At 69.3% G+C, this 22,129-nt stretch carries 24 protein-coding genes and 2 tRNA genes; 19 read left to right on the top strand and 7 right to left on the bottom strand.

All coding sequences use genetic code 11. The annotated features are described in order from the left end of the window. Positions 1-9: 9 nt before the first annotated feature. The 7 genes from KY498_RS02635 to leuA all read left to right on the top strand — a co-directional run bounded on the left by KY498_RS02635 (position 10) and on the right by leuA (position 7,001). The gene (locus KY498_RS02635; RefSeq protein WP_101306307.1) at positions 10-357 is read left to right on the top strand and encodes an HIT domain-containing protein; all 348 of its coding nucleotides are present in this window, start codon (positions 10-12) and stop codon (positions 355-357) included. After that, positions 308-1,456: a PhoH family protein gene (locus tag KY498_RS02630; RefSeq protein ID WP_060958943.1), complete on the top strand. Its 1,149-nt coding sequence runs from the start codon at positions 308-310 to the stop codon at positions 1,454-1,456. Before KY498_RS02635 ends, KY498_RS02630 begins: the two co-directional genes overlap by 50 nt. Beyond that, positions 1,453-1,920, top strand: a complete 468-nt coding sequence (gene ybeY / locus KY498_RS02625; protein ID WP_191008564.1) for an rRNA maturation RNase YbeY — start codon at positions 1,453-1,455, stop codon at positions 1,918-1,920. The genes KY498_RS02630 and ybeY overlap by 4 nt, the downstream gene beginning before the upstream one ends. After that, the gene (locus KY498_RS02620) at positions 1,917-3,236 is read left to right on the top strand and encodes a hemolysin family protein (RefSeq protein WP_060958941.1); all 1,320 of its coding nucleotides are present in this window, start codon (positions 1,917-1,919) and stop codon (positions 3,234-3,236) included. The genes ybeY and KY498_RS02620 overlap by 4 nt, the downstream gene beginning before the upstream one ends. Next, positions 3,233-4,141 carry a GTPase Era gene (gene era / locus KY498_RS02615; protein ID WP_060958940.1) on the top strand — a complete coding sequence of 303 codons (909 nt, stop codon included), beginning with the start codon at positions 3,233-3,235 and terminating at the stop codon, positions 4,139-4,141. Before KY498_RS02620 ends, era begins: the two co-directional genes overlap by 4 nt. A 1-nt stretch (position 4,142) precedes the next feature. Further along, complete coding sequence (locus tag KY498_RS02610; protein WP_219879453.1) at positions 4,143-5,078, top strand: NADP-dependent oxidoreductase; 936 nt, start codon at positions 4,143-4,145, stop codon at positions 5,076-5,078. Positions 5,079-5,240: 162 nt separating this feature from the next. Further along, positions 5,241-7,001 (top strand): 2-isopropylmalate synthase, encoded by a 1,761-nt coding sequence (leuA, locus tag KY498_RS02605; RefSeq protein ID WP_060958938.1) that lies wholly within the window; start codon positions 5,241-5,243, stop codon positions 6,999-7,001. 147 nt (positions 7,002-7,148) lie between these two features. On the opposite strand, the gene KY498_RS02600 is transcribed toward leuA, so the two are convergent. After that, positions 7,149-7,835 carry a trimeric intracellular cation channel family protein gene (locus tag KY498_RS02600; RefSeq protein WP_060958937.1) on the bottom strand — a complete coding sequence of 229 codons (687 nt, stop codon included), beginning with the start codon at positions 7,833-7,835 and terminating at the stop codon, positions 7,149-7,151. A 55-nt stretch (positions 7,836-7,890) separates the two neighbouring features. On the opposite strand from KY498_RS02600, the gene recO reads away from it, so the two are divergent. Genes recO through KY498_RS02585 form a run of 3 tightly spaced genes read left to right on the top strand, consistent with a single transcriptional unit; the run spans position 7,891 to position 10,126 of the window. Further along, a complete protein-coding gene (gene recO, locus KY498_RS02595) occupies positions 7,891-8,619 on the top strand; it encodes a DNA repair protein RecO (RefSeq protein WP_060958936.1) in 729 nt (242 codons plus the stop codon). Next, on the top strand, positions 8,616-9,431 hold the full coding sequence (locus KY498_RS02590; protein WP_060958935.1) for an isoprenyl transferase: 816 nt from the start codon (positions 8,616-8,618) through the stop codon (positions 9,429-9,431). Before recO ends, KY498_RS02590 begins: the two co-directional genes overlap by 4 nt. Before the next feature lie 29 nt (positions 9,432-9,460). After that, entirely contained in the window at positions 9,461-10,126 is a 666-nt protein-coding gene (locus KY498_RS02585; protein ID WP_101306311.1) for a DsbA family protein, read from the top strand. Between the two features lie 129 nt (positions 10,127-10,255). Here KY498_RS02585 and KY498_RS02580 read toward each other — a convergent pair whose 3' ends face one another. Beyond that, complete coding sequence (locus tag KY498_RS02580) at positions 10,256-10,759, bottom strand: glutathione peroxidase (RefSeq protein ID WP_191008565.1); 504 nt, start codon at positions 10,757-10,759, stop codon at positions 10,256-10,258. A 62-nt stretch (positions 10,760-10,821) separates the two neighbouring features. Between KY498_RS02580 and dusB the strand changes: the two genes are divergently transcribed. From dusB to KY498_RS02555, 5 genes are all read left to right on the top strand, one after another. Further along, positions 10,822-11,988, top strand: a complete 1,167-nt coding sequence (gene dusB / locus KY498_RS02575; protein WP_191009692.1) for a tRNA dihydrouridine synthase DusB — start codon at positions 10,822-10,824, stop codon at positions 11,986-11,988. Beyond that, positions 11,978-13,366: a deoxyguanosinetriphosphate triphosphohydrolase gene (locus KY498_RS02570; protein ID WP_060958932.1), complete on the top strand. Its 1,389-nt coding sequence runs from the start codon at positions 11,978-11,980 to the stop codon at positions 13,364-13,366. Before dusB ends, KY498_RS02570 begins: the two co-directional genes overlap by 11 nt. Beyond that, positions 13,366-15,267, top strand: coding sequence for a DNA primase (dnaG, locus tag KY498_RS02565; protein WP_191008566.1), 1,902 nt, complete (start codon positions 13,366-13,368; stop codon positions 15,265-15,267). Before KY498_RS02570 ends, dnaG begins: the two co-directional genes overlap by 1 nt. A gap of 63 nt (positions 15,268-15,330) precedes the next feature. Next, a complete protein-coding gene (locus KY498_RS02560) occupies positions 15,331-16,104 on the top strand; it encodes an ATP-binding cassette domain-containing protein (protein ID WP_101306316.1) in 774 nt (257 codons plus the stop codon). A gap of 73 nt (positions 16,105-16,177) precedes the next feature. After that, a tRNA-Asn gene (locus KY498_RS02555) sits at positions 16,178-16,250 on the top strand. Positions 16,251-16,312: 62 nt separating this feature from the next. Here the strand turns inward: KY498_RS02555 and def are convergent. Continuing rightward, a complete protein-coding gene (gene def / locus KY498_RS02550) occupies positions 16,313-16,879 on the bottom strand; it encodes a peptide deformylase (RefSeq protein ID WP_191008567.1) in 567 nt (188 codons plus the stop codon). Positions 16,880-16,933: 54 nt separating this feature from the next. Here def and KY498_RS02545 point away from each other — a divergent pair, with 54 nt between their 5' ends. Both KY498_RS02545 and KY498_RS02540 read left to right on the top strand, forming a co-directional pair. Beyond that, positions 16,934-17,989: a DMT family transporter gene (locus KY498_RS02545; RefSeq protein ID WP_232783901.1), complete on the top strand. Its 1,056-nt coding sequence runs from the start codon at positions 16,934-16,936 to the stop codon at positions 17,987-17,989. 14 nt (positions 17,990-18,003) lie between these two features. Beyond that, positions 18,004-18,077: transfer RNA gene (locus KY498_RS02540), tRNA-Ile, on the top strand. Between the two features lie 23 nt (positions 18,078-18,100). Here KY498_RS02540 and KY498_RS02535 read toward each other — a convergent pair. The 4 genes from KY498_RS02535 to KY498_RS02520 form a co-directional block, all read right to left on the bottom strand. Beyond that, positions 18,101-18,373 (bottom strand): acyltransferase family protein, encoded by a 273-nt coding sequence (locus KY498_RS02535; protein ID WP_191008568.1) that lies wholly within the window; start codon positions 18,371-18,373, stop codon positions 18,101-18,103. Positions 18,374-18,455: 82 nt separating this feature from the next. Beyond that, positions 18,456-19,295 (bottom strand): hypothetical protein, encoded by an 840-nt coding sequence (locus tag KY498_RS02530; protein WP_191008569.1) that lies wholly within the window; start codon positions 19,293-19,295, stop codon positions 18,456-18,458. 1,209 nt (positions 19,296-20,504) lie between these two features. Continuing rightward, positions 20,505-21,044 (bottom strand): hypothetical protein, encoded by a 540-nt coding sequence (locus KY498_RS02525; protein WP_191008570.1) that lies wholly within the window; start codon positions 21,042-21,044, stop codon positions 20,505-20,507. A gap of 43 nt (positions 21,045-21,087) precedes the next feature. Next, entirely contained in the window at positions 21,088-21,255 is a 168-nt protein-coding gene (locus KY498_RS02520) for a hypothetical protein (protein ID WP_191008571.1), read from the bottom strand. 51 nt (positions 21,256-21,306) lie between these two features. On the opposite strand from KY498_RS02520, the gene KY498_RS02515 reads away from it, so the two are divergent. After that, positions 21,307-21,537 carry a DUF3263 domain-containing protein gene (locus KY498_RS02515; RefSeq protein ID WP_191008572.1) on the top strand — a complete coding sequence of 77 codons (231 nt, stop codon included), beginning with the start codon at positions 21,307-21,309 and terminating at the stop codon, positions 21,535-21,537. After that, positions 21,534-21,992, top strand: a complete 459-nt coding sequence (locus tag KY498_RS02510) for a hypothetical protein (protein WP_191008573.1) — start codon at positions 21,534-21,536, stop codon at positions 21,990-21,992. Before KY498_RS02515 ends, KY498_RS02510 begins: the two co-directional genes overlap by 4 nt. The last annotated feature ends 137 nt before the right edge of the window (positions 21,993-22,129 follow it).

Below are 22,129 nucleotides of genomic sequence, written 5' to 3'. Positions count from 1 at the left end.
ACTCGGAGTATGAGCGAACCGTCCATCTTCACGCGCATCCTGCAGGGGGAGATCCCGGCCGAGATCCTCGCCGAGACCGAGAACGTGTTCGCGATCCGCGACATCGCACCGCAGGCGCCCGTGCATCTGCTGGTCATCCCCAAGTCCGCCGCGCACCGCGACGTGGTCGAGCTCGCGGCATCCGACCCCGCTCTGCTCAGCGAGATGGTGGGCCTCGCCCACACGCTCGCCGCCGAGCACGCCGACGGCGACTTCCGTCTGATCTTCAACACCGGCTCCGGCGCGGGGCAGACGGTGTTCCACGTGCATGCCCACGTCCTCGCCGGTGGACTCGACGAAGGGAGCCTCGGTGGCTGAACCCGCCGACAGCGAACAGGGCGCGGCCGTCGAGCGGATCCTCGCCGACGGCATCGCGATGGTGCAGCTGCTCGGACCGCAGGATCGCCTGCTGCGGGTCGTCGAGCGTGAGCACCCGGATGTCGAGGTGCACGTACGGGGCAACGAGATCACCCTCAGCGGGGATCGGGATGTCGTGGCCCGGGCACGCGCACTCGTCGACGAGCTGATCGCCATGGCGCGGGCGGGCCAGGGCCTGGAGCCCGCCGACGTGCGCACGTCGGAGCGGATCCTCCGCGCCGACACGGGCGAACGGCCGTCCGAGGTGCTGGGCGAGGCGATCCTCAGCTCGCGCGGCCGCACGATACGACCGAAGACGCTCGGTCAGAAGCGGTACGTGGACGCGATCGACGAGAACACCATCGTGTTCGGCATCGGCCCGGCCGGGACCGGCAAGACCTACCTCGCCATGGCGAAGGCCGTCCAGGCGCTGCAGCGCAAGGAGGTCGACCGTATCATCCTGACGCGACCGGCCGTCGAGGCCGGTGAACGCCTCGGGTTCCTCCCGGGCACGCTGACCGACAAGATCGATCCGTACCTGCGACCGCTCTACGACGCGCTCAACGAGATGATGGACCCGGAGATCGTCCCCAAGCTCATGGCGTCGGGGACGATCGAGGTCGCCCCGCTGGCGTACATGCGCGGGCGCACCCTGAACAACTCGTTCGTCGTGCTCGACGAGGCGCAGAACACGACGCCCGAGCAGATGAAGATGTTCCTCACCCGGCTGGGCTTCGGCACGCGCATGGTCGTGACCGGCGACATCACCCAGATCGACCTGCCGCAGGGCGCCTCCGGACTCCGGCTGGTGACCCGCGTGCTGAAGGACATCGACGACATCCATTTCTCGCTGCTGACCAGCGAGGACGTCGTCCGCCACAGCCTCGTCGGACGCATCGTCGACGCGTACAGCGTGTACGACGAGCAGCGGCTCGCGTCGCGACGCGAACGCGACGAGGCCTCCGAGTTCGCCAGCCGCGCCGAGCGGCGGGGCCAGACCCGAGGCGGCGGCCCCCGAGACCACCTGCCGCCGCGAGGAACCCAGCGAGGACGCGCATGACCATCGAGATCACCAACGAGTCCGGCGTCGACATCGACGAGACGGTGCTGCTGCGCCTCACCGAGAACAACCTGGCGGAGCTGCACGTTAGCCCCGACGCCGACGTGGCGATCCTGCTCGTCGACGAGGGCGCCATGGAAGCCCTGCACGTGCAGTGGATGGACGAGCCGGGGCCGACCGACGTGCTCAGCTTCCCGATGGACGAGCTGCGCCCCGGCACCCAGGAGCAGCCCACGCCGCCCGGGCTGCTCGGCGACATCGTGCTCTGCCCGCAGGTCGCCGAGACGCAGGCCCAGGCCGCCGGTCACACGACCATGGACGAGCTCATCCTGCTGACCACCCACGGCCTGCTGCATCTGCTCGGATTCGACCACGCCGAGAAGGAGGAGGAGCGCGAGATGTTCGGGCTCCAGCGCGACCTCATCGCGGCCTTCCACGTGTCCGAGCGCCGACGACGCGCATGACCGAGATCCTCCTCCTGGTCGCCGCCGCCCTCCTCGTCGCGCTGGGGGGCTTGATGGCCGCCCTCGATGCCGCGCTCGGAGTGACCTCCCGCGCCGACCTGGCGGAGATGTCGGTCACCGGTCGCAACGGCGTGGCGCTGGCGCGCATCGGCGCCGATCCCGAGGCGCACGGCAACGCGGTCGTGTTCATCAGGATCCTGGCCGAGACGACGGCGGCGGTGGTGGTCACCGTGGCCTTCACCCTCGCCTTCGACAGCATCTGGTGGGCGATGCTGGCCGCGGCCATCCTGATGACCGTGGTCTCGTTCGTCCTCGTGGGCGCCAGTCCCCGCGCCGTCGGTCGCCAGCATGCCCGGGGACTCCTTCACGCCTGCGCGCCCCTCGTGCGCGGCGCACGCATCGTTCTGGGCCCGCTCGCGCACCTCCTCGTCATCGTCGGCAACCGGGTGACGCCCGGCATTCACCGCGGCACCTCGTTCGCCAGCGAGGAGCAGCTGCTGAGCATGGTCGACGAAGCCGCGTCGCAGGACCTCATCGAGGAGGACGACCGCGAACTCATCCACTCCGTGTTCGAGTTCACCGACACGTTCGTGCGGGAGGTCATGGTCCCGCGCACCGACATGGTGACGATGGATGCCGCCGCGACGACCCAGGAGGCCATGCAGCTGTTCCTCGACAAGGGCGTCTCGCGCGTCCCGGTCGCGGACGGCGAGGCCGACGACATCACCGGCGTGGTCTATCTGAAGGACCTGGTGCAGTTCGCCTACCGCGACGAGACGGCGTGGCGCGACGCGCCCGTCGCGCAGATCGCGCGCCCCGCCGTGTTCGTGCCGGAATCGATGAAGGCCGAGACCCTCCTGCAGCAGATGAAGCGGGATGCCGTGCACGTCTGCCTCGTCGTGGACGAGTATGGCGGCGTCTCCGGCCTCGTCACCCTGGAAGACCTCATCGAGGAGCTGGTCGGCGAAATCTCCGACGAGTACGATCCGCGCTCGAGCGAGGTCGTCGAGCTCGGCGCGGGACGCTACCGCGTGAGCGCACGCCTCGGCCTCGACGAGGTGGGAGAGCTGTTCGGCCTCGAGCTCGAGGACGACGACGTCGACTCGATCGGCGGTCTGCTCGGCAAGCTCCTCGGACGGGTGCCGCTTCCGGGCGCGACCGCCGAGTACTCCGGCCTGCGACTGACCGGCGGCACCTCGCGCGGCCGCGGTCGGGGTCTGGCCACCGTCTTCGTCGAGGCCACGGACCGACTCCGGGCCGTCGACGCCGCCTGGGGCGATGAACGCCGCACCGAACGAGAAGAGGCCGGCCGATGACCCCTCCCGCCGACGACCGCACCCGATCGGGATTCGTGACCTTCGTGGGCCGGCCCAACGTGGGCAAGTCCACCCTCACCAACGCCCTCGTGGGCGAGAAGGTCGCGATCACCTCCGACAAGCCGCAGACCACCCGACGGGCCATCCGCGGCATCGTCAACCGCCCGGCCGGCCAGCTGGTGATCGTCGACACCCCCGGCATCCACAAGCCGCGCACGCTGCTCGGACAGCGCCTGAACGACCTCGTGGAGCAGGTACTCGGCGACGTCGACGCCATCGGCTTCCTCGTTCCGGCGACCGAGAAGGTCGGCCCCGGCGACCGCCGTATCGCGGCATCCCTCGACGGCTACCCGCGGGCGAAGAAGGTGGCCATCGTCACCAAGACCGACATCGCCTCCCGCGACGAGATCACCGAGCGTCTCATGGAGGTCGACAGCCTGCGCGAGGACTGGGACGCCGTGATCCCGCTGTCGGCCGTCGCGAACGAACAGCTCGACGTGCTCGCCGACGAGCTGCTCACGCTCATGCCGACCGGCCCCGCGCTCTATGAGGAGGGGGTGGTCACCGACGAGTCCCTCGAGGACCGGATCGCGGAGATCATCCGCGAGGCGGCGCTGGAGGGCGTGCGTGACGAACTGCCGCACTCGATCGCCGTGACCATCGACGACATCTCCCGCCGCGACGAAGGTGAGCTCACCGACATCTACGCGAACCTCGTCGTCGAGCGCGACAGCCAGAAGGCGATCATCATCGGCCACAAGGGGTCGCGACTGGCGGCCGTCGGCGCGCGGGCGCGGGCGCAGATCGAACCCCTCGTCGGCACGAAGGTGTTCCTGAAGCTGCACGTGCGCGTCGCGAAGGAATGGCAGCGCGATCCCAAGCAGCTCGGACGGCTGGGGTTCTGACGTGGCGCGCCAGTGGATCGCCCGCCGGGCCGGAACGCCCGCGACGTGGGAGTTCGCCGATGTCGAGGTGCCCGCTCCCGGCCCCGGCGAGGTCACGATCCGCGTTCACGCCGCCGGTGTGAACCCCGCCGACGGGAAGCACGTCGCCGCCGAGAACGGTCAGTCCTGGCCCGTCGCGATCGGGTACGAGGTCTCGGGTGAGATCGTCGCTCTCGGCCCCGACACGGTGATCGGGTCGGGGCCCGCCGCGATCGGCGACGAGGTCGTCGCGTTCCGGATCGCCGGCGGCTACGCGACGGCTCTGACCGTGGATGCCGCCACGGCGTTCCACAAGCCGTCGCCGCTGACCCACCCGGAGGCGGCGAACCTCCTGCTCACCGGCACGACCGCCGCCGAGATGCTGCACGTCGTGGAGGCGAAGCCGGGGGAGACGATCCTGCTGCACGGCGCCTCGGGCGCCGTGGGCGTGGCCGTGCTGCAACTGGCCGCACTGCGCGGCATCCACGTCATCGGCACCGCAGCCGAGACCTCGTTCGACCGCGTGCGCCGCTTCGGCGGCGAGCCGGTGGTCTACGGACCCGGCCTCTCCGAGCGCCTGGCCGCCGTCACGGGCGACGTTCCGATCGTCGCGGCGCTGGATGCCGTCGGCACCGACGAGGCGATCGACGTCTCGCTCGCCGTCGTCTCCGACCGGCATCGGATCGTGACGATCGTGAATCCCGCGGGCGCCCGGCAGGACGGCTTCCGCTGGATCGCCGGCGCCCTGCCGGACAGCGCCCGCTTCCGCGACGAGGCGCGCGCCGGGCTCGTCGCGGCCGCGCAGGCCGACACGCTCGTCGTCCCGGTGGCTCGGACGTTCCCGCTCAGCGAGGCGCCGGCTGCGCTCGCGCTGCTCGCGGAAGGACACCCCGGCGGAGCGCTGGCGCTGATCCCGTGAGTCGCACCGCCTCGCGTGGCGGTGTACGCTGTCGACATGCGCGCGTTCGGCCTCCTTCTTAGCCGCCGCGACGAGACCTCGTTCTAGGGCCTTCCTCGTCGCGGAGCTTGGCATTTCCTGCCGCCGGCGGCCCGCCCTCATTAGACGAGAGAAGCGAACCCCATGAAGAACACGCAGCAGCCGTCCGGCATGCCGATCCACAAGTACCGTCCGTTCCACGAGCAGATCCGTGTCGACCTGCCCGATCGCACGTGGCCCGACGCCCGCATCACGACCGCGCCGCGCTGGTGCGCCGTCGACCTGCGCGACGGCAACCAGGCGCTCATCGACCCGATGAGCCCCGAGCGCAAGCTCATCATGTTCGAGCTGCTCGTCGGCATGGGCTACAAGGAGATCGAGGTCGGCTTCCCCTCCGCCAGCCAGACGGACTTCGACTTCGTGCGCCAGCTCATCGAAGAGGACCGGATCCCCGACGACGTCACCATCCAGGTGCTGACCCAGGCGCGCGAACACCTCATCGAGCGCACCTACGAGGCCATCGCGGGCGCCAAGCAGGCGATCGTGCACCTCTACAACTCGACGAGCGTGCTGCAGCGCGAGGTCGTGTTCCGCAGCGACAAGCAGGGCATCATCGACATCGCGCTGAACGGGGCGCGCCTGTGCCGTGAGTTCGAGAAGCGCATCCCCGAGACGGCCGTCTACTACGAGTACTCGCCCGAGTCGTACACCGGCACGGAGCTCGAGTTCGCCGTCGACATCTGCAACCAGGTCATCGAGGTGTTCGAACCTACGCCCGAGCGCAAGGTCATCATCAACCTGCCCGCGACCGTGGAGATGGCGACGCCGAACGTCTACGCCGACTCGATCGAGTGGATGAGCCGCCGCCTCGCGCACCGCGAGAACGTCATCCTGTCGCTGCACCCGCACAACGACCGCGGCACGGCGATCGCCGCCGCCGAGCTCGGCTACATGGCGGGCGCCGACCGTATCGAGGGGTGCCTGTTCGGCAACGGGGAGCGCACCGGCAACGTCGACCTGGTGGCCCTGGGCATCAACATGCTGACGCAGGGGATCGACCCGCAGATCGATTTCAGCGACATCGACCAGGTCAAGCGCACCGCGGAGTACTGCAACCAGCTGCCCGTCCACGAGCGCAGCCCCTGGGCGGGCGACCTCGTGTTCACGGCCTTCAGCGGCTCGCACCAGGACGCCATCAAGAAGGGCTTCGAGGCGATGGAGGCGCGGGCCGCGGCATCCGGAGTCACCGTCGACGAGATCGAGTGGGCGGTGCCGTACCTGCCGATCGACCCGAAGGACCTGGGCCGCTCGTACGAGGCCGTCATCCGCGTCAACTCGCAGTCCGGCAAGGGCGGCGTCGCGTACCTGCTGAAGACCGACCACGCGCTGGATCTGCCCCGCAAGCTGCAGATCGAGTTCTCCGGGGTCGTGCAGGCCAAGACGGATGCCGAGGGCGGCGAGGTCTCCAGCGCGCAGATCTGGGACATCTTCACCGATGAGTACCTGCCGGCCCGTGACGCGGACGAGAAGTGGGGCCGCTTCGAGCTGCTGTCCACCCGGACGCAGAGCGACATGTCGGGCGAGGTGTCACTGGAGGTCACCCTCCGCGACGGCGAGGAGACCTTCTCGACCCGCGGCGTCGGCAACGGCCCGGTGTCCGCGTTCCTCGAGGTCGTGCGTGCGCAGGGCTTCGAGGTGACGCTGTACGACTACGTCGAGCACACGCTCAGCGCCGGCGGCGACGCGCAGGCCGCCTCGTACGTCGAGCTGCAGGTCGACGGCGAGCGGCTGTGGGGCGTCGGCATCGACGGCGACATCTCCACGGCATCCCTCAAGGCGATCGTGTCGTGCGTCAACCGCGCGATCCGCACCCGCGAGCGCTCGGCGTCGCTGGCCGCGGTCTGAGGTCGCCGCGTTTCGACTCGTCGCTGCGCTCCTCGCTCAACGACCGGGAGGCTTCCCGCCCCCGGTCGTTGAGCGACGCCCACCACCCCCGGCCGTTGAGCGACGCCCACCCCCGGTCGTTGAGCGAGCGCAGCGAGTCGAAACGCCTCAGGGCCGGATGATCGGGATCGCGCTGGTCTCCACCGCGACCTTGCGGCGGTACAGGGCTCGCTGCTCGGGCAGCGAGATGTCGAAGATCACGGCGAGCAGCCGGATGACCGTCGTCACGATCACGCACGCGACGGCTGCCGCGACCAGCGGCGCGCCCAGGGCGTGCGCGAACGCGAGGATGGCGCAGCCGACCGCCGCGGCGACCGCGTAGAGGGAGCCGACGTGCATGATCGCCACCGGCAGCCCCATGATGACGTCGCGCAGGATGCCGCCGCCCACCGCGGCGCAGACACCCACGAACACGGCGGGCACCACGGGCAGTCCCAGCGCCAGCGCCTTCGAGGTGCCGAACGCGCCGAAGAGCCCGATGACCACGGCATCCAACGCGACGATCACGCCGTTGAGGCGCTCGAAGATGTTGGCCAGCAGCATGCCGACCAGCGCCGCACCGACCGCCGTGATGAGGTACCAGTTGCTCTGCAGCGTCGCGGGCTCGACGTTCAGCAGCAGGTCGCGGATGATGCCGCCGCCCATGCCCATGACGGTGCCCACGATGACGACGCCCAGCAGGTCGAGCCGGCGCTGCCCGACGAATCCCGACGAGAACAGCGCCCCCTGCACGCCGCCGAGACCCACGGCGAGGAGGTCGGCCCAGAGGGGGATCACGAACAGCTGCTCCGTCACCCGTCCATTGTCTCCAATACCGCCCGATGTCCGCGCCGACGGGGATAATCGAGGGGTGCCCACCTACCGCGACGAGGTCGTGGTCCTGCGGACCCACAAGCTCGGGGAAGCGGACCGGATCGTGACGATGCTCAGCCGTCGCCACGGCAAGGTGCGCGCGGTCGCGAAGGGTGTGCGGCGCACGTCATCGAAGTTCGGCGCCCGCCTCGAGCCGTTCATGGTCGCCGACGTGCAGCTGTACCAGGGGCGCTCGCTCGACATCGTGCAGCAGGCCGAGTCGCTCGGCTCCTACGGCGCCGCGATCGTCGCCGACTACGACAGCTACACCGCCGCCCACGCCATGGTCGAGACGGCCGACCGTCTCAACGAGGCGGAGGCGACGCCGCAGCAGTACCTCCTGCTCGTCGGCGGGCTCCGCACGCTCTCGCAGGGCGGGCGCGCCGCGCGCTCGGTGCTCGATTCGTATCTCCTGCGCGCGATGTCCCTGTCGGGGTGGGCGCCGGCGCTCACCGACTGCGCACGCTGCGGCGCCGTGGGTCCGCACGACTGGTTCGTCGCCCAGCTCGGCGGCGTGGTGTGCGGCGACTGTGCCCCGGCCGGCTCCGCACGGCTGCGCCCCGAGACGGGCGTGCTGCTGCGCGCGCTGATCGCGGGAGAATGGGACATCGTGGATGCCGCGACGCACGCCGCCACGGCGTCGGCCTCCGGTCTCGTCGCAGCCTACGCGCAGTGGCACCTCGAGCGCGGCATCCGATCCCTGTCCCACGTGGAGTCCCCCCGGTGAGCCCCAAGCCCTACACGCACCGCGATGCGGTCCCGTACCGTCCCCTCGACTGGACCGGCATCCACCCACCGCGCTTTCCGAAGGGCGGTGTGCCGAACCATGTCGCCATCGTCATGGACGGCAACGGCCGCTGGGCGAACCGGCGCGGGCTCACGCGCATCGAGGGGCACCGCGCGGGCGAGGAGGTGCTGCTCGACGTGGTCGCCGGCGCGATCCAGGCCGGGGTGAAGCACCTCAGCGTCTACGCCTTCTCGACCGAGAACTGGGCCCGCTCGCCCGACGAGGTGCGCTTCCTCATGGGCTACAACCGCGACGTGCTGCACCGCCGCCGCGACCAGCTCAACGAGTGGGGCGTGCGCATCCGCTGGGCCGGACGCAAGCCGCGCCTGTGGGGTTCGGTCATCAAGGAGCTGCAGTACGCCGAGCAGCTGACCGCGGGCAACGACACCCTCACGCTCACGATGTGCATCAACTACGGCGGCCGCCACGAGATCGTCGACGCGATGCGGGCGATGGGGGAGCAGATCGCCGCGGGACGCCTGAAGCCGTCGGCCATCACGGAGAAGACCCTCCGCAGGCACCTGTACGTGCCCGACATGCCCGACGTCGACCTGTTCCTGCGCTCCAGCGGTGAACAGCGCACCTCGAACTTCCTGCTCTGGGAGTCCGCCTACGCCGAGATGGTGTTCCTCGACACCCTGTGGCCGGACTTCTCGCGCACCGATCTCTGGGGCGCCATCGAGCTCTACCTCGGCCGCAGCCGCCGCTTCGGCGGCGCCGTCGACGCCCCGACCGCCGACTCCGCGGAATAGACCGCGATGCGAACGGAGTTGCACCAGGCATGACGGAGAAGATCACGATCGACGTGTGGAGCGATATCGCCTGCCCGTGGTGCTACATCGGCAAGCGCAACCTCGAGACCGGGCTGGCTCAGATCGCCGACGATCCCGACGCCCCCCAGGTCGAGGTGACCTTCCACTCCTTCGAGCTCTCACCCGACACACCGGTGGACTTCGAGGGCGACGAACTGGACTTCCTCGCCGGGCACAAGGGGATGCCGCGCGAGCGGGTCCGCGAGATGCTCGACCAGGTGACGGGGGTCGCCGCGGGGTCGGGCCTCGAGTACCGTTTCGACCTGCTGCAGCACACGAACACCGTGAAGGCGCACGAACTGCTGCACTTCGCGAAGGCGCAGGGCCGCCAGAACGAGATGGCGGAGCGTCTGATGTCGGCTTACTTCACCGAGGGCAAGCACGTCGGCCGGGTCGACGACCTGGTCGCGCTCGCGTCCGAGATCGGGCTGGATGCCGACGAGGTGCGCGATGCGCTGGAGTCGAGCCGTCATCTCGCCGATGTCCGCGCCGATCAGGCGCAGGCGCAGGCCTACGGCATCCAGGGCGTGCCGTTCTTCGTGATCGACGGCAAGTACGGCGTCAGCGGCGCACAGCCGGCCGACGCGTTCGCGCAGATCGCACGGCAGGTCTGGACGGAGAAGCAGGACGCCTGAGGCGGCTGCGTTTCGACTCGGCTGCGTTTCGACTCGCCGCTGCGCGACTCGCTCAACGACCGGTGGAGGGCGGCGGCGCCACCCGGTCGTTGAGCGAGCGCAGCGCGTCGAAACGCCCGTCCGCGACGATCAGGCGGGCAGGCTCGCCTCGATGGCGGCGATGATCTCGGGCGCGTCCGGCTTCGTCTGAGGACGGAACCGGTGCACCTGACCCGAGGGGGTCAGCAGGAACTTCTCGAAGTTCCACATGACCGGACCCTTCGCGCCCTCGGCGTTCTTCGCCTTCTTCAGCGCCTTGTACAGCGGTGCCGCGTGCGAGCCGTTGACACGGACCTTGTCCATGATCGGGAAGCTCACGCCCCACGTGACCGCGCAGTACTCGAGGATCTCTTCCATCGAGCCGGGCTCCTGCCCCATGAACTGGTTGCACGGGAACCCGACGACCTGCAGGCCGCGCGCGCCGTAGGTGCGCTGGAGCTCCTCGAGTTGCTCGTACTGCGGCGTGAGCCCGCACTTGGAGGCGACGTTCACGACGAGCACGGCCTTGTCGCCCCACTCGGAGAGCGTGTGCTCGACGCCCGACGCGTCGGTGTAGGGGATGTCGCGGATGTCCACCGTCTGTGTCTCGGCCATGTTCTCCACGATAGGGCCGTACGCCGCCTTCGTGACCGCGGGAGTCTGGGAGAATGGACAAGATGTCCCTCTCCGTCTCCACCGGCCCCGCGTTGCGCATCGGGCCCATCGCGCTCGACGCGCCGGTCGTCCTCGCGCCGATGGCGGGGATCACCAACACGGCGTTCCGTCGGCTGTGCCGTGAGTACGGCGCCGGCCTCTACGTCTCCGAGATGATCACGACACGCGCGCTCGTCGAGCGCAACGCGACGACCATGCGCCTGATCACCCACCACGAGTCGGAGAAGCCGCGCTCGATCCAGCTGTACGGCGTCGATCCCGCCACCACGGAAGCAGCGGTGCGCCTGCTCGTCGAGGAGGACCGCGCCGACCACATCGACCTCAACTTCGGCTGCCCGGTTCCCAAGGTGACCCGCAAGGGCGGGGGAGCGGCGCTGCCCTGGAAGCTCGGGCTCTTCCGCGAGATCGTCACCCGCGCCGCGCGCGCCGCCGGCGATGTGCCTCTGACGGTGAAGATGCGCAAGGGCATCGATGCAGACCACCTCACCTTCCTCGATGCGGGACGCATCGCCGAGGATGCCGGTGTCGCCGCCGTCGCGCTGCACGCCCGCACCGCCGCGGAGTTCTACTCCGGCCACGCCGACTGGTCGGCCATCACCGCCCTCAAGCAGGCCGTCACGTCCATCCCGGTGCTCGGCAACGGCGACATCTGGTCGGCGGACGACGCCGCGCGCATGATGGCCGAGACGGGATGCGACGGCGTCGTGGTCGGCCGCGGCTGCCTCGGCCGCCCGTGGCTGTTCGGCGACCTCGCCCGCGGCCTCGGAGGCCCGGGGGCCGCCGCCGGTGCGCCCGTCGACGCGACGCTCGGGTTCGTCGCAGCCGCGTTCCGCCGTCACGCGGAGCTGCTGGTCGAGTTCTTCGAGGACGAGGGCCGCGGATGCCGCGACATCCGCAAGCACGTCGCCTGGTACTTCAAGGGCTATCCCGTCGGCGGCGAGACCCGCGCCCAGCTGGCGACGGTGTCGACCCTCGCCGAGATCGACGACCTGATCGCCACCCTCGATCTCGATGCCCCGTACCCGGGGGCGGCGGCGGAGGGCCAGCGCGGGCGCGCCGGCACGCCCAAGCGGCCCGCCCTGCCCGACGGGTGGCTGCACAGCCGCGAGATGAGCGGTGACGCCGCACGCGAGCTGGCCGAGGCGGAGGTCGACACCAGTGGCGGGTGATGGCAGCGGCGTCGGCATCGCCTCCGGCCGCCCGTCCGGCTACGACGATCACGACGCGGAACGCTTCGTCCCGGAACAGCACCGTTCGCAGCGCGACGGCTTCGCCCGCGATCGGGCTCGCGTGCTGCATTCTGCGGCGCTGCGGCGCCTCGCCTCCAAGACGCAGGTGCTGAGCCCCGCCAGCCCCGCCGACTTCGCCCGCAACCGTCTCACGCACTCGCTCGAGGTGGCGCAGGTGGGCCGCGAGCTCGCGATCGCCCTCGAGCTGTCGCCCGACGTCGTCGACACGGCGTGTCTGAGCCACGACATCGGGCACCCTCCGTTCGGGCACAACGGCGAACGGGCGCTGAACGACTGGGCGGAGGACATCGGCGGGTTCGAGGGCAACGCGCAGACGCTGCGCATCCTCTCCCGCCTGGAGCCGAAGGTGATGGATGCCGCGGGCCAGAGCGCCGGTCTCAATCTGACCCGCGCCAGCCTCGACGCCACCTGCAAGTACCCCTGGACGGTGGAGCACGGCGTGCCCGATCCCGGCGGCCGCGAGAAGTTCGGCGTCTACCCCGAGGACGAAGCCGTCTTCCGCTGGATGCGCCTCGGCGCGCCGGGGAGGGTGCGCTGCATCGAGGCGGAGGTCATGGACCTCTCCGACGACATCGCCTACTCGGTGCACGACTTCGAGGACGCCGTGCTCAACGGCTACCTCGACCCGGCCCGCCTCGCCGACGCCCGCGAGCACGAGGCGCTGCTGACGGCTATCCAGGCATGGGTGGGCTTCGGGTTCACCCGTGACGAGCTCGCCGACGCGCTCTACCGGCTCACCCGCATGCCCGAATGGCTGCCCGGCTTCGACGGGTCGCGCGCCGCGCTGGCCGGGCTGAAGAACCTCACCTCCGACCTGATCGGCCGCTTCGCGCGCGCCGCGACGACCGCGACCCGCGAGCACTACTCGGTTCCGGTGCTCACGCGCTACCGGGGGCGCGTCATCGTCCCGCGCGTGATCGAGGCGGAGATGGCGGTGCTCAAGGGCATCATCGGCGCCTTCGTCGTCACGATCGACGGCCGCCGCGGCCTCTACAAGGAGCAGCGGCGCGTGCTCAAGCGGCTCGCGAGCGCCCTGTGGGAGCGCCCCGAGCACCTGGACCGCTTGCACGCGGAGGATTTCGCCGCGGCATCCACCGATGCCGCGCGCAAGCGCGTCGTCGTCGACCAGGTCTCCAGCCTCACGGACCGGTTCGCGATCGAGTGGCACGCGCGCCTCATCGGTCCCGTCGACCTGCGCGAGCTCGGACTGCGCTCCGGCGACGACCGGACGATCGCCCCCAGCGGCTTCGCCCTTCCGGAGCCGATCGCCGGACTCTGGCCCGCCGAGGGGCACTGATGGCGCGCATCCGACAGTCGGACGTCGACGAGGTGAAGGCCCGCATCAACATCGGCGACGTGATCGGTGAGCGGGTCGCCCTGAAGTCGGCCGGGGTGGGGTCGCTGAAGGGATTGTGCCCGTTCCACGACGAGCGCAGCCCGAGCTTCCACGTGCGACCGCAGGTCGGCTACTACCACTGCTTCGGGTGCGGGGAATCGGGGGACGTCTACTCGTTCCTGCGGGCGATGGACCACGTGTCCTTCACGGAGGCGGTCGAACGCCTCGCCGCCCGCGTCGGCTACACCCTGCATTACGAGGACGGCGGCGCCGCGCCTGAGAACAGTGGGCGCACGAGGCTGTACCAGGCCAACGCGGCGGCCGCCGAGTGGTTCCGCGGCCAGCTCTCCTCGCCCGAGGCCGATGCCGGGCGCCGCTTCCTCGGCGAGCGGGGGTTCGATGCGGGCGCGGCCGCGCATTTCGGCGTCGGGTACGCGCCCCAGGGCTGGGACAAGCTCCGCGACGCGATGCGCGGGCAGGGATTCAGCGACGAGGAGCTGTCGGCGGCGGGCCTCGTCTCGCAGGGCCAGCGCGGCGTGTACGACCGCTTCCGCGGACGCGTCGTGTGGCCCATCCGCGACGTGACGGGACAGACGATCGGATTCGGCGCGCGACGGCTGTACGAGGACGACAAGGGGCCGAAGTACCTCAACACCCCTGAGACGACCATCTACAAGAAGGCGCAGGTGCTGTACGGGCTCGACCTGGCGAAGAAGGACGTGTCGCGCTCGCACCGCGTGGTCGTCGTCGAGGGCTACACCGACGTCATGGCCTGCCATCTGGCCGGGGTCACGACCGCCGTCGCCACGTGTGGCACCGCGTTCGGCTCCGACCACATCACCGTGCTCCGACGGGTCATGGGAGACGACTCGGCCGCCGGGGAGGTCGTCTTCACGTTCGACCCGGATGCGGCGGGCCAGAAGGCCGCACTGCGAGCCTTCGCCGACGCGAAGCGGTTCAACGCGCAGACGTACGTCGCGACGGGCCCGCAGGGGCTCGACCCGTGCGACCTGCGCCTCGAGCGCGGGGATGCCGCCGTCCGCTCGCTCATGGAGACCAAGGTCCCGATGTTCGAGTTCGTCATCGACCAGCGACTCGCGGGGTTCGATCTGTCGAGTGTGGAGGGACGCGTGGGCGCCCTCCGCGCCGCTGCGCCGGTCGTGGGGGAGCTGCGCGACCCCTTGCTGCAGCCCGAGTACACCCGGGTGCTCGCGCGCCGCCTCGGGATGGACACCGAGGCGGTGCGACGCGAGGTCGAGCGGGCGGGCCGCGAGGCGGCGCGACGCGGCGACGACGCACGGACCGGCGGTGCGGCGTCGTCCGACGCGACGCCGCGCGGTGAGCGGTCGGCAGACGCCTCGGCCTCGGCACCGGGCGAGCCGGCGCTGCGGATGAGCCTGCGCACGCTGCCGCGCTCGGCCGACGCGGCGCTGGAGCGGGACGCCCTGATGGGGGTGCTGCAGTACGGTCACCTCGTCGACGGGGGTGAGCTCGATGCCGCCCTCGCGCTGCCGATGACCGTGCCGGCGCTGGATGCCGTGCGCCAGGCGCTCCTCTCGCACACCGATCGCACCCGGATCGGTTGGGCCTCCACGGCCGTGGAGGCCGTCCGAGAGCCGTACCGGTCGCTGGCCGTCGAACTGCTCACCGCCGACTTCCCGGCTCTCACGGAGACGGAGGCCGCGGCATCCACGCACGCGCTCGCCCGCCGGCTGCGGATCCGAGCGCTCGATCGTGAGAAGAGCGAGATGCTCGGCGCCATCCAACGTCTGCCCGCCGAGTCCGAGCAGGGTCGCACCGTGCGGCTCGCGCTGCGCGAGCTCGACGCACGCCGACGGGCTCTGACGGACAACGCGTCCTGACGCCGCGCGGCGGCGGCGCGAGCCCGCTGGCGCGACGGCGCCGGAGAGGGCAGGATGAACCCCATGCCTCGTCGATCCTCCCTCGACGCCGTCACCGCCGCGGTCCGGTGCGACGACCTGTCCGTGGCCCGCGGCGGCGTGCGCGTCGTCGACGGCGTCAGCGTGCGCCTCGACGCCGGCCGAGCCCTGGCCGTCATGGGTGCCACGGGCGCCGGGAAGTCGAGCCTGGCCGCGCTCCTGGCCGGAACCGATGACGGCTCGCTCACGGTCGTCGGCGGCGACGCCTGGGTCGACGGCACCCCGATCCGCAAGAAGGGGCGCGCGGCCCGTGTGCGCGCCTACTACACGGGCTACGTGCCGCAGCGCGCCGGCGCCGACCTGCCGGCGCGGCTCACGGTCGGGGAGGTCATCGGCGAGCCCATCACGAGTCGCGACCGACGCGTCAACCAGCGGGCGCTCGCGGTGCGGGTGGCCAGTCTGCTCGACGAGTTCGAGCTTCCGCTGGGCGCCGCGGCCCGGTATCCGTATGAGCTCAGTTCGGGCATGCGCCAGCGTGTCGCGATCGCGCGTGCCCTCGTGCTGCAGCCGCGGGTGTTCATCGGCGATGACCCCTACGCCAACCTCGACCTCGAGGTGCGGCAGGCGGTTCGCGACGCGCTCCTGCGCCGCCGCGACGAGAGCGGGATGGCGATCCTCATGGTGACCAACGACGCGGAAGCCGTGCGCGAGATCGACGCCGATGTGCTCGTGCTCCGCGGGGGACGTCCGGTGGCCTACGGCCACGGCACGGCCGACCTGCTGTGGACGCCGGACGGCGGCGTGCGACTCGTGTCGTGATCGCGTGTCGGTTGTCACGACCACGCCCCGACCTTTGCTAATATGGACGGGTTGCCCGCTCGCGGGTGACTGATCCTCGGTAGCTCAATTGGCAGAGCAGCCGGCTGTTAACCGGCAGGTTCTTGGTTCGAGTCCAAGCCGGGGAGCGAACGGCCCCAGACTCCACTCTGGGGCCGTTTTCGTTTCCCGCGGGAGGGGTGAACGTCGATCAGGCGTCGAGGTCGTCGACGCCGGGGGTCCACGACGCGCCGGGACGTCCCCACCCGCGCTTGCGGGCGATCTTCTGCACCGTCTTCCAGTCGCCGTCGTCGAGACGGTCGATGTAGAGGATGCCGTCGAGGTGATCGAACTCGTGCTGCATGATGCGCGCACGCCACCCGTCCACCTCGATGCGCACGGGCGCGCCGTCGAGGTCGACGCCGGTCACGAGCACCTCGTCGGAGCGCCGCAGCGGGAACCGCTCGCCCGGGAACGACAGGCATCCCTCGGACTCGTCGTCCGGATCCGGCGCGCCGGGCACCGGAGGACGCATCCACAGCTGCGGGTTGATGATCACTCCGCGCCAGGGATTGCCGTCGTCGTCCTGATAGCTGTAGATGTAGATGCGCAGGCCCACCCCGACCTGCGGGGCCGCCAACCCGACGCCGGGGGCGGCATCCATCGTCTCGAACATGTCGGCGACGAGGGTTCGGATCTCCTCCGTCACCTCCGTGACGGGATCGGCGGGGGAGTGGAGGACGGGATCGCCCATGATGCGAATCGGAAGAACAGCCACGTCCTGAGCCTATCGAGCGCACCCGGCGGTTAGTGTCGAGGGGTGTATGCCGCCATGACCGACCTCGGAGACGTGACTGACAAGCTCGTCGGCGTCTTCGCCGACCCCGGCATCCTCATCGGCATCCCGCTGGCCCTCCTCGGTGCCGTCTTCATGTCGTTCGGTGCGCAGTATCAGCACCGCGGCGTGCAGAAGGTCGAACGCCTCACGGCCACGCACGGCTCGTCCGGCCTCACGGGCGGACAGATGTGGAACCTCCTGCGGCGTCCCTCGTGGGTCGCCGGCACCGTGATGCTGGGCCTCGCGATCGTCTGCCAGCTGTCGGCGCTGACGTTCGCGCCGCTGATCCTCGTCCAGCCCGTGGGCGCGGTCTCACTGGTGATCACCACCCTTCTGAACGCCCGCATCAGCGGTCTGCGCCCCACGCGTCGCTCGCTCTCCGCGATCGGGCTGTGCGTCGCCGGCATCTTCGTCTTCGTCACCGTGGCCGCTCTCTACGCGACCGAGACCCCGATCAGCGACGGGCAGCTCATCACGGTGCTCCTCATCCTGGCGGGCGTCGCGATCGTACTCACCGCCCTGTGGGTCTGGCTGCGCGCACGCATGGGAGCGCTGTTCTACATCGTCGCCGCCGGCATCATGTACGGCTTCGTGGCGACGCTCGCCAAGGTGGTGCTCAGCCGCATCCGCTCGGGTGACTTCGAGTGGCTGACGATCGTCTGCATCGTGGCACTGCTGGCCGGCACGGCGATCGGCGCCTACTTCGTGCAGACCGCCTACGCGTCCGGGCCCCCGGACCTGGTCATCGCGGGCCTCACCGTCATCGACCCGATCGTCGCGATCGTGATCGGTCTCGCGGTGCTCCGCGAGGCCGAGGGCGCCCCCTGGGGCGCGTACGTGGGCTTCGTCGCGGCCGGCGCCCTCGCCGTCACGGGCGTGTTCCAACTCGCACGGCACCATCCGCAGATAGTCAGCGACAGCCAGGAGATCCCGATCACCCGCGGCAGCGGAGAGGGCGTGTCGCCGGGCTCCCAGCGCCTCACCGACGCCGTCGCCAAGGTGTGGCCGGAGCCGCCGGTGCGCGACAAGGACGACCCGCGACCCCGCTAGAATTCCCGGGACAAGGGGCGGTGGCCAAGCTGGTCAAGGCAGCGGGCTCATAACCCGACGATCGTGGGTTCAAGTCCCACCCGCCCTACAAAAAATCCCAGGTAATAGGCACTATTTCTGGATTCCTTGACCCGTCTCTCTGGATCGCAGGCCCGGCCGGCGAACACGCTCCCGCTCGTTCGCGAAGATCACGAACCCACTAAGCAGGAAGAAGATGAGGACGGCCTCCTGCCCAAAGGAGAAGATCACGCCTGCAGGACCCGGGAGATTGACCACGTGGTGCAGCACGACATACACGGCTGTCGCGGCGCGAGCCACGTCTAGACCCGCCCGCAACTGCGGTAAAAGCTTGCGCTCGACGACTACCTCTGCCCCCGCGACCATCCTCGGAGCATAGCGATCGGCGGGATTCGAGCAGGTAACGACCCCGTGACATCCAGCGCCGTTCGTGCCCATCTCGCCCTGCCTATGGTCGATTGTGGGGTCGTCGTCTCACAAGCTCACCTCTCGACAGCCGATCGTGACCGACAAGCGCTCCGATTCCCCCGATCGAGGCGATCGAAGGAAGCTCAGGAAAACGAAGCGTTCGTTCGAGCGTAGGGTAGATCTGTCGGACGTAGGGCAGAAGCGGCTCGGTCTCGCGGACTTCGAGCGGGGAATAGTTCAATCCTGGGACATCGTGGCAGAAGATCACGAAAGCAACTGACCGGACCCGGATGACGGCCCTGAACAAGTGCCCGATGACTTCCGCTCGCCGGACTATCTCGAACTGGTCCGAGTATGCGTCCACTGTCCGTGCGCGGTCGTCTCGGATGGTTTCGGTCGGGTCGCTGCGTGCTAGGAGAACCGTCGTGCGGTCTGGCATGGTCGATCCATTTGTAGCCCCAAACGAGAGCGCGAGCCCTGGCGCAACATGGCTCTTCCGCTTGAACCGGTAGACCTCATCCGCGACAGATGCCGTCTTGAAAGCCCACCGTGCGAGTAGGTCCTGTTCAACGGCGCTCAGCGGCGGCAGTTGCGGAGTGTCCATCATCAACGGCGTCAGCACAGGCTTAATCGCATCCTCGAGATCACTCATCCAGCCGGTGTTGCATGATTCGCAGACAACCTTCTCTCGAGCGATAGCCATCCGACCGGTGTACTCCCGGTCAACCTGGCCGTCGGAAGCTCGACCCCCGATCCAGTCCGACTGTTTGCCGCCCGGGATCACGTTGCGCACCCATTGTGGCAGCACGTGTTCCTCGCTCATTCGGTTCCCTGCTTCGCCGCCACGACCGCAGAAGATGCACTTGACCGATGAAGACATGGACCGGATGCTACTCGCCAGCCCCCGGCTGCCTCACTTCGAGGTGGTCGGGGGCTCTCTCGCGTAATAGGCGCGACGTCGGAGTCGTCCGCTATCTTTTCTCCCATGTCGGGGCCAGAGCAGCGGGTGTGCATCTTCTGTGGCGGGAGACCGCTCACGAAGACGCACATCATCGCGCAGCGAGCGATACGGAGATTTCTCCCGCGAACCGGCGCGGGTATTGATCGAGTCGACATCTGGCCGTCGCCGCACGGACCCAATGTGAGGACGCGAAAGTACCCTCTGGACCCGCTCGGCCAGCATGTGAAGCGGGCGTGCGACCCCTGCAACCGAGTATGGATGGGTGCTATCGAGAACGATGCGGCATCCGACGTCATTCAGCTGGCACTTGGCGATCGTACGCGACTCGAGGAGGAGCAACGATCACGCGTAGCGCTCTGGGCCACTGTCGTTGCCATGCTCAGAACCACCCAGGACCCGGGAGATCCCACGTTCGACCCAGAGGATGCGCGGTCTATCAGACGCACCTCGAAGCTGCCCGCTGGCTATGTCGTCTGGCTGATGCGCGGGACACCGCGCTGGGACTCTCCCTCTCGACATCAGAGACTCCTGATCGGACCGAGCGTCGCTCCCTCGCATGTCACATGGTTTTGGATTGGACAAGCCGTCTTCATGGTCACGCACCCACTCGCGGCGGGGCTAATGAGCCGCATGAACGTGCTCGGGGATGCCGTCGAGATTCTCGCGCCGTACGGCCCCGACCCCGTCGAGTGGCCGTTTCGGACGAGTGTCACGTTTGAATCCTTGGTGAATCTGACGTCGACCCTGCAGCGACGCTAGAGACCGCGGGGCTCTTCGTATTTCCCGATCCCAGCTGGCATGCTCGTCTCCGGGGTCCGGTGCCCTCCCGCTCCGCGCCTCTGCACACCGAGCGCGATGTGGGCGACGCATCCGGGGAACGCATCAACGAGCGCCGCCGCGCGGGTCTTCGTGTACTCGTCTCCGTAGTACCCGACCCACACGCCGACTTCATGGTCACGCAGGTCGGTGTGCACGCCCGCGATGCGCCGGATCTCGTCGACGGCCGCGGCGTGCACGACTGGGTCTGTGGAGTACTAGTCGCGGCTGCACAGGCTGCTGATCTGCACGCCGAGGTGCACGAGCGGGTGGAGGACGGACTCGGTCATGCGGTCCAGTGTGCGCGCCGGGTCAGACGCCGTTGGAACGCAGGTCAGGCCGGTAGGGCTGCCTGCGGCGCAGGACTCCCGCCTCGATCGGCTCGTAGACGCCGAGATCAACCAGCACATCCAGATACTCGAGCTCAAGCTCGACAGCGATCGACGTTATGGCATCGGCTTCGTGGCGGACATCCGAAGCGCTCACGTCGAGAGACTCGAAGCGACCGGTCTTACGTACGCGGTTGCGCACTTGGGTTTCCGCGTCGCGGTTAAGCGCCCAAAGTCCGTGCAGATATCGGTTGCGGGTCTGCATCGCTTTCTTGGCATTGTCCAGAAGCGTCTGAACGAGCTTGAGATCTTCGTGGCCGACGCCGAGGCGGGTCTCCAGAAGCTGGCTCAGTAACGACACTCGTCTGTCGAACGGCATCCCCGAGACAACGCGAACAGCGACTTCGGTGTCCGGAGTGATGGCATCCATGGTGAAGTTCTCGACCACGCTCTCGAGGTGAGCCGCGGCTGCAGCGAGGCGGCCGAGTGCTTCGTAATGCTCGGCGTCCAGTTCGACAGCCATCAGGTGTTCCTCACGTTTAGCAGCCGATCAGTACCCCGCCAGCCTACGAGCTGGCGGCGAGCTTCAGTGCGCGTTCCGTGTAGAACTCGACGTGCCCGGTGGTGGACTCGACACCATAGAGGTAGGTCTGGCCGACCTCTCGAATCTCGATGATCGTTCCGCGAGGCCCCGCGGTGAATACGTCGTCCCCGATGGTGAATCGTGCAGCCATGCCGCTGATGATCCCACGGTGGGTGTCGGACGCCAAGAGCAGAGTGGAAGCATGCTCCCCGTCGCCACCCTGCTCGCCTTCGAAGCGAAGTGGGGTGCGCACACCGGCGGCAAGGAGGAAGCGATCCGCCACGAGCTCGGCGTCACACCGGCGAGGTACTACCAGCTCCTCGGCCGCGCGATCGACACGCGTGAGGCGCTCGAGCTGGACCCGCTGCTGGTGCATCGCCTGCGGGATGCGCGGGCGCGGCATCGTCGTCGGCGCTCTATGCTCGCGGTGTGAAGAAGCTTGGGGGAGCGGCACTCGTCGCCGTCGCACTGATCCTTGCCGGATGCTCCGCGAAGGCGGCACCCGAGCCGCCAGCTTCGTCACAGGCGCCGGCCGTCGAAGAGGCGCCAACGCGGCTCGGTGAGCTGCAGGCGGCCCACGTGGACGCGGGAGGGCAGTGCGAGACGATCAAGCCGCGTAGTGTGGCCGGCGCTCGGGACGCGGGTGACTGCGACAGCGGCGCGCCCCTGACCACGTACAACTCGGAGGGGCTGCGAGACGCGGCCATCCGCACGCTTGAGACGCTGCAGGACTCGAACCCCTCGCCGTATGAGATCGCGGTCGGCGACGACTGGATCGTGAACGGCGCCGACGCCGGTTCGTTCGCCGATGCGATGGGTGGCGAGGCGAAGCGGATCGGCTGGCCGCGTGCCCACATTCTGCCCACAGTCGATGCCGACCCCGTATGACGCCCGGTCAAACCGTCCCAACTCCCGCGTGATGCCGAGGATCCTGCACCGATGCGCGGGCGTGCAGAGAGTTCAAGTCCCACCCGCCCTACCAATGACACGGTTGTGATTCCACGTCGTTATCGGCAATAATGGGC

This window comes from Microbacterium sp. PAMC21962 (assembly GCF_019443465.1).
In the GTDB taxonomy this organism is placed as follows: domain Bacteria; phylum Actinomycetota; class Actinomycetes; order Actinomycetales; family Microbacteriaceae; genus Microbacterium; species Microbacterium hominis.
Note: the sequence above shows the minus strand (reverse complement) of the source record. Positions and strands in the feature narration are given on the sequence as shown.

Coding starts and splice junctions, on each gene's coding strand:
- KY498_RS02585 (WP_101306311.1), top strand. CDS start 9,461: ATGACGGAGAAGATCACGATCGACGTGTGGAGCGATATCGCCTGCCCG.
- KY498_RS02530 (WP_191008569.1), bottom strand. CDS start 19,295: ATGTCTTCATCGGTCAAGTGCATCTTCTGCGGTCGTGGCGGCGAAGCA.
- dusB (WP_191009692.1), top strand. CDS start 10,822: ATGTCCCTCTCCGTCTCCACCGGCCCCGCGTTGCGCATCGGGCCCATC.
- KY498_RS02620 (WP_060958941.1), top strand. CDS start 1,917: ATGACCGAGATCCTCCTCCTGGTCGCCGCCGCCCTCCTCGTCGCGCTG.
- era (WP_060958940.1), top strand. CDS start 3,233: ATGACCCCTCCCGCCGACGACCGCACCCGATCGGGATTCGTGACCTTC.
- KY498_RS02580 (WP_191008565.1), bottom strand. CDS start 10,759: ATGGCCGAGACACAGACGGTGGACATCCGCGACATCCCCTACACCGAC.
- KY498_RS02630 (WP_060958943.1), top strand. CDS start 308: ATGCCCACGTCCTCGCCGGTGGACTCGACGAAGGGAGCCTCGGTGGCT.
- KY498_RS02560 (WP_101306316.1), top strand. CDS start 15,331: ATGCCTCGTCGATCCTCCCTCGACGCCGTCACCGCCGCGGTCCGGTGC.
- KY498_RS02520 (WP_191008571.1), bottom strand. CDS start 21,255: ATGGCTGCACGATTCACCATCGGGGACGACGTATTCACCGCGGGGCCT.
- KY498_RS02515 (WP_191008572.1), top strand. CDS start 21,307: ATGCTCCCCGTCGCCACCCTGCTCGCCTTCGAAGCGAAGTGGGGTGCG.
- KY498_RS02545 (WP_232783901.1), top strand. CDS start 16,934: ATGACCGACCTCGGAGACGTGACTGACAAGCTCGTCGGCGTCTTCGCC.
- leuA (WP_060958938.1), top strand. CDS start 5,241: ATGAAGAACACGCAGCAGCCGTCCGGCATGCCGATCCACAAGTACCGT.
- dnaG (WP_191008566.1), top strand. CDS start 13,366: ATGGCGCGCATCCGACAGTCGGACGTCGACGAGGTGAAGGCCCGCATC.
- KY498_RS02535 (WP_191008568.1), bottom strand. CDS start 18,373: ATGGTCGCGGGGGCAGAGGTAGTCGTCGAGCGCAAGCTTTTACCGCAG.
- KY498_RS02635 (WP_101306307.1), top strand. CDS start 10: ATGAGCGAACCGTCCATCTTCACGCGCATCCTGCAGGGGGAGATCCCG.
- KY498_RS02525 (WP_191008570.1), bottom strand. CDS start 21,044: ATGGCTGTCGAACTGGACGCCGAGCATTACGAAGCACTCGGCCGCCTC.
- ybeY (WP_191008564.1), top strand. CDS start 1,453: ATGACCATCGAGATCACCAACGAGTCCGGCGTCGACATCGACGAGACG.